The sequence below is a fragment of the Sinorhizobium terangae genome (assembly GCF_009601505.1).
GTDB classification, from domain to species: Bacteria; Pseudomonadota; Alphaproteobacteria; order Rhizobiales; family Rhizobiaceae; genus Sinorhizobium; species Sinorhizobium terangae.
In genome coordinates this window covers 1-5,250 of the sequence record NZ_WITC01000029.1, presented here as the reverse complement: position 1 = coordinate 5,250, position 5,250 = coordinate 1, and the positions used below count along the sequence as shown (strand labels likewise).

General features: G+C 61.2%; 5 protein-coding genes and 2 pseudogenes. 2 read left to right on the top strand and 5 right to left on the bottom strand.

Annotated elements, in window-relative coordinates; all coding sequences use genetic code 11:
- Positions 1 to 232: IS66 family insertion sequence element accessory protein TnpB (gene tnpB, locus GHK62_RS35170; RefSeq protein ID WP_420377790.1), on the bottom strand; the 232-nt coding region annotated here is incomplete at its 3' end.
- A 77-nt stretch (positions 233 to 309) separates the two neighbouring features.
- Between tnpB (GHK62_RS35170) and GHK62_RS35375 the strand changes: the two are divergent.
- Positions 310 to 477, top strand: a pseudogene (locus GHK62_RS35375) (recombinase family protein); the annotation flags it as partial.
- A gap of 5 nt (positions 478 to 482) precedes the next feature.
- A complete protein-coding gene (locus GHK62_RS06320) occupies positions 483 to 1,751 on the top strand; it encodes a recombinase family protein (protein WP_234886793.1) in 1,269 nt (422 codons plus the stop codon).
- Here the strand turns inward: GHK62_RS06320 and tnpB (GHK62_RS06315) are convergent.
- The 4 genes and pseudogenes from tnpB (GHK62_RS06315) to GHK62_RS06295 form a co-directional block, all read right to left on the bottom strand.
- A pseudogene (gene tnpB / locus GHK62_RS06315) lies at positions 1,727 to 1,849 on the bottom strand (IS66 family insertion sequence element accessory protein TnpB); the annotation flags it as partial. The gene GHK62_RS06320 and the pseudogene tnpB (GHK62_RS06315) sit on opposite strands and share 25 nt — an antisense overlap.
- A 124-nt stretch (positions 1,850 to 1,973) precedes the next feature.
- On the bottom strand, positions 1,974 to 2,981 hold the full coding sequence (locus GHK62_RS06305; protein ID WP_153437474.1) for a tyrosine-type recombinase/integrase: 1,008 nt from the start codon (positions 2,979 to 2,981) through the stop codon (positions 1,974 to 1,976).
- Entirely contained in the window at positions 2,978 to 3,910 is a 933-nt protein-coding gene (locus tag GHK62_RS06300) for a tyrosine-type recombinase/integrase (protein WP_153437473.1), read from the bottom strand. Before GHK62_RS06300 ends, GHK62_RS06305 begins: the two co-directional genes overlap by 4 nt.
- Entirely contained in the window at positions 3,907 to 5,145 is a 1,239-nt protein-coding gene (locus GHK62_RS06295) for a site-specific integrase (protein WP_153437472.1), read from the bottom strand. The genes GHK62_RS06300 and GHK62_RS06295 overlap by 4 nt, the downstream gene beginning before the upstream one ends.
- Positions 5,146 to 5,250 lie beyond the last annotated feature (105 nt).

The following is a 5,250-nucleotide window of genomic DNA, read 5'->3' as shown; positions in this document are numbered from 1 at the left end:
TTTGCTCATCCCGCCGACGTCGGACGCCAGGTTTTTTGCGGCATTCGCCGTCGATGCCTTCGAGCAAATAGCCGAGCTGCGCCGGTGTGATCACCACCGTGCCGTCGGCCGCCGACGGCCAGATGAAGCGGCCGCGCTCGAGCTTCTTGTACCTCACAACAGAATGCAGCCACTGCCAACGCAGATACGCAGTTAGTGCGGGTAACGCATCCGTTTCATCCTCTATTCCCACGGCAGTTGCCGTGTGTCGGCAAGCGCTACAACCGGCATGGTGAACGGCTTTTGCTGCAGACCGAGTCGGCAGCCTGGCGTGAAGGGTTCCAGCGCCTGGTCAGCGACGTCGGCATGGGGCACGCCGGGATCGTCATGGGCCTGGAAGTCTCTCGTCTTGCGCGGAACAATGCCGACTGGCAGCGTTTGCTGGAGATTTGCGCCCTTGCCGACACACTGATCCTCGACGAAGACGGCGTCTACGATCTATCATGTTGATACCCTCATTCGGTAGCAGATTGGGTAAAGTCGAGGTGTTCCCGCACGCCGGATTTGAGCTCTTGTATTGCGGCGATTGTTGCAGCGGCATCTGGAAACAGAACGCGTTTGTGAGAGGCGTTTTGGTGGATACTGATCACGCCATTGCGGATTCGATGCCTAATCCAGGAACGGGAAACTTGCGCCACCTTCGCCAACTCGGGTCCGCCTCCCAGACCGTCAAGGTCTTTCGCAATGAAGGCCTATTGTTTCCGTCGCGCCTACACAACGGCGACACGCTGTTTCGGCCGCTGACCGCGTCGACGGCGATGCGTGTCCTGAACAATCCGCGCTATGCTGGCGCCTATACCTATGGCCGACGACAGTTTCGACGCACCATCGACGGCAAGAGGACTTTGCGTGCGCGCGATATTGATGACTGGCCGGCCTGCATTCCCGATGCTCATCCCGGCTATATCAGTTGGGAGCGACATCAGGAGAATCTGAAGATCCTCAAGGCCAACGGCCGTGGATTTGAAGCGGCACGAGCTTCAATCCCAAGGGAGGGGCCGGCACTGCTGCAAGGCCGGGCCGTGTGCGGGCAATGCGGCAGCCATCTCAGGGTTCGCTATGCGGCCCGGCGTGGCCGGCAGGAAGCTTGGTACATTTGTAATCGTGCCCGCATCTATCGTGGGGAGCCCATGTGTCAGTCGATCGCCGGGCCTCCCGTCGATGAAGCCATCGGCATGCTGATTGCTGAGCAGATGACGCCGGCGGCCGTCGAACTCGCGCTCGAAGTTCGCAAAGAGATCCAAGCCCGTCATGAAGAGGCGGACCGGCTGCGCTGTCGCGCGATCGAACGCGCCCAAACGGAAGCCGAGCTCGCTCAGCGCCGCTTCATGCTGGTCGATCCTAGTAACCGTCTCGTCGCCGACACGCTCGAAGGTGAATGGAACGAGAAGCTTCGCACGCTGGCCAGTGCCCGCGAAGAGCGCGAACGTGGCCGAGAGCACGATCAATTCATCCTCGATAAAGCGGTCCACGAGCGGTTAGTCGCGATGACGGCCGACTTCAACGAGCTCTGGAAAGATCCGGATACCCCAAGCCGCGAACGCCGATCACGAGACATGCCTACAACGGGCACTACAGCCTATACGAGATCCCCGATGGAGACTTGCCGCGGAAGCAATGCAGCCGATGGAACCAACTTGAAGATCGCGATGCTGCGCGCCGACAAACGCAAACTGAGCCAAAAACATCAACTGGCGAGGAAAGAGGTGTAATATGAACGCCGATTGTTCGTGAACAGGCAGGCACCCTGGCCATCGTGCCAAATCACCTTGATCAGGCCGCCGCTCCGGCCCCGGAACACGAACACGTCGCCACAATAGGGTTATGTGGTGCGCCACATAACCCTATTTATGCGTCGAGCGAGATTATGTGGCGGAGCCCGTCTCGGCGCCAGCCGAGGCCTGCCAAATCTAGAATTCTCCGCCACATAATATTCAGATGCTGTTCAGCAGTTGCAGAACGGCGTCATTTGGTCGGAAACGCACGCCGAGATCGCCGGAGACTCCAGCTTTCTCGAGTCCTTTGCGCATCATTTCGACATCCGCGGCGGCATAGCGATGGGTCGTGGCGACCTGTGCGTGCCCGAGCCAGGCCTGGATCGTCAAAAGGTCCACACCCGACTGGAGAAGCTTCATGGCAAGTGAGTGTCGGAAGATGTGCGGCGATATAGGCTTGAGGGCCAATGCCGGCCTGATGGTCACGGCCTGGGCCGCCGCACGCCGCACGATATGGGTTGCTCCGAAGCGCGTCAGGCGCTCTTGGCGGGCGCCGATAAAGATCGGTCGTGGCTCGTGGTTCGCGATACCGTGCTCGGCCAACAAGGCTGTCAGTGCTCTCGCCAGATCCTGAGGAATGGGGATGACACGGTCTCTGCGCCCTTTGCCGCGCAGCAGCACTTGCGGGTGCGACCGCTCCAACTGAAGGTCGTTTGCGTTGACGCCGGTAGCTTCGGAGACCCGCGCGCCGGTCCGTGCCAGGAACAGTAGAAACGTACGGTCACGCCGACCACGGGACGTCCTTGGATTGGGCGCCGCAATGAGGGCGTCCACTTCGGCCTTGGTGAGGTGGTGCGTCACCTCGATGTGCGCCCGTTTTATGGGAATCGTCAGCACGCGTTGGGCGACACCGAAGGACGCCGGGTCGGCGGCTGCGACATGGTGGAAGAAGGATCGTATCGCCGCAAGGCGGGCATTGCGCGTGGCGACGGCGTTGTTCCGCTTCTCTTCGAGTTCGTCGAGAAAGGCGAGAACGAGGTCTCGATCGAGATCTTCGAGTGCCAACGCCGCCGGCTTCTTCCGCAGCCGGGCGGCGGCAAAGAGGATCAGCATGCGCAAGGCGTCGCGATAGCTGGCCACGGTCGCGGGAGTGGCGTTGCGTTGTTTGGTCAAGCGCCGGCGAAAGTAGGACTCCAAGAGCGGCGCCAGGAGTAGGTGTTCACTCATGCTGCGCCTCCATCGAGGAAGGCGCGCTCCGCCGCCATGGCGAGAAGATCCACCGAGCCAGTGAGGTAGTAGGCTGTGTCGCTGTAGCTGGCGTGGCCGAGATAGGCGGCGAGCAACGGGAGCAGCGCCTGGACGTTGGCGCGCTGCTGGTGCCAAAGGCTCAGGCGGGTCACGGCAAACCGGTGCCTCAGATCGTGCGGCCGTAACGGCTTGCCGTCATCGAGGCCTGCGAGCTTACGGACCTCAGTAAAACCGTTTTTTAGGCCGGTCGCAGAGAGGCGGTTGCCACGGGAGCTCAGAAAGAAGGCCTGGTCCTTAGGCTGAGGAAAAGCCGCATCGCGCACACGCACGTAGTGGCGAAGGGCAGCCTGGGTAGTCGTGTGAACTGGAACGAGACGGTCCTTGCGGAACTTCGTCTTCCGAATGAGAAGAACCCCGTTGGTCAGATCGACGTCGGAACGATCAAGCCTGACCACTTCGCCCGATCGCAGTCCCGAGCTTGCCAACAATCCGATCAGCGTCGCCATCGTCCGCCCCCTGAGGGGGATGCCTGGCGAAATGCGGGCGCATGCGTCGAAGAGCGACGCCAACTCTGACTCGCTGAGGATCCGCGGAGGCGGAATCGCCCTGGATCTGGGGAATACTCTGCGCTCCAAGGTCTCGGTTTGGGCGTCATAGACGGCGAGATACTCGTAGAATCGGCTGAGCACGCCGTGACGAGTGGCGCGGCTGTTGGCGGCGCCGCCAAACGACAGGACGAAGTCCAGCGCCATCGTTCGGGTGGCGGGCGCATCGAACTGAGCGCGTTCAACGTAGCGGACGAAAGCCCGCAACGTGCCGGCTTGTTTGCTGAAAGAGTAGCCGAGCGAGTGGCGCAGTTCGATGTAACGCTCAGCCTTCTCGCCGAGGAATCGGGCAAAGGCGGTCATGCCGCGCCTCCCGGAAAGGGGAGTGCGACCTCGGAGAGCTGCGAGGCCGCAACCTTCACGTACAGCGCCGTTGTGTTGATGCTGCGGTGGCCAAGAAGATCGGCGACCTCGTTGATCGGCCTTCGCTGCCCGACAAGCTGGGTAGCAAGGCTGTGGCGCAGGAGATGCGCACCTGCGACCCGCCCGAGTTCGACCCCGCCATGCCGCAACCGCTTCCGCACGATCCTTGAAACAGGCGCCGCACACTTGAACGGTCCCACCGGCGGCGTGAACGACAGGAACAGATACGGACTATCCACCTTCGGTCGAGCGCGCAGGATGTAATCGGCGAGTGCGGCGCCGGTCTCCTCGAGGAGTGGCACCACCCGATCACGCTTGCCCTTGGTCCGCCGGACAAAAACCTCGCCAGTACGCCAGTCGATATCCCGCAGCCGAATGGCGCGTAACTCGCCGTTGCGAATGCCCGTGGTGGCGAGCAGCAGCAGGACGGCTCGATCGCGGATGTCGACCAGCGTCGTTGCGCCGATTGCATCGATCGCGTGCCAAACGTCATCCCATGCAAGGCGCGGCGGCAAATGCGCCAAACGCCAAGAGGGCGTCCTTGGGACGATGCGGGCGAGATCTTGGTGATGGCGACCAGCCCAATATAAAAACCGAAGAAATGTTCGAATGTGAGAAGTCGCTGCCGTGCGACTGCCGGAGGTTGCCGATAGCGACAGCCGATGCTCGACAGCAGCAAGGACCTGCTCAGCCGTCAACACCTCGAGGTCCTGGTCGGGATGGTGATGGCGGAACCAATCCAGAAAGCGGCGGCCGCCCAGAAGAACGCCTTCGCGGGTGTTCGACTCCAGCCCCCGTACCCTATGCAGATAGTCCGAAAAGGAGGCCAGAAGCGGAGCATCCGGATCATCCTCTTCACTTGGAACAGCAATAATGAACCGCTCCGGAGCCACTCGCCGTGCGTGTCCTAGCGCCGATACTGCCCCAATGCGCGGTGAATCCGTAGTAAACGTGCGCAAATAGCTATCGACGATATCTTGATGGATCGGCATCGGACCGCAGCGTGTCCCGGCAAACTGGCTGAAGCGCGCAATTCGGCTCAGATAAATCTTGGCCGACGCTCGTTTGTAACCAAGCGTGAAAAAATGCTCCGCGAGGCGATCCATCTCGCCACCGAGCGCACCACTACGCAGGCGCTTGAGCACCCCACCATACGAAAAATAGAACTCGAGCATATTACCCCTCCGGAATAGCGGCGCAGGGGAATCCCACGCCCATCCGAGAGGAACGAAATATTATGTGGCGGAGAATTCTAGATTTGGCAGGCCTCGGCTGGCGCC

What these genes read in the sequence shown, in the direction of transcription:
- GHK62_RS06305 (WP_153437474.1), bottom strand. Translation starts at nt 2,981, where the DNA reads ATGAGTGAACACCTACTCCTGGCGCCGCTCTTGGAGTCCTACTTTCGC.
- GHK62_RS06295 (WP_153437472.1), bottom strand. Translation starts at nt 5,145, where the DNA reads ATGCTCGAGTTCTATTTTTCGTATGGTGGGGTGCTCAAGCGCCTGCGT.
- GHK62_RS06320 (WP_234886793.1), top strand. Translation starts at nt 483, where the DNA reads ATGTTGATACCCTCATTCGGTAGCAGATTGGGTAAAGTCGAGGTGTTC.
- GHK62_RS06300 (WP_153437473.1), bottom strand. Translation starts at nt 3,910, where the DNA reads ATGACCGCCTTTGCCCGATTCCTCGGCGAGAAGGCTGAGCGTTACATC.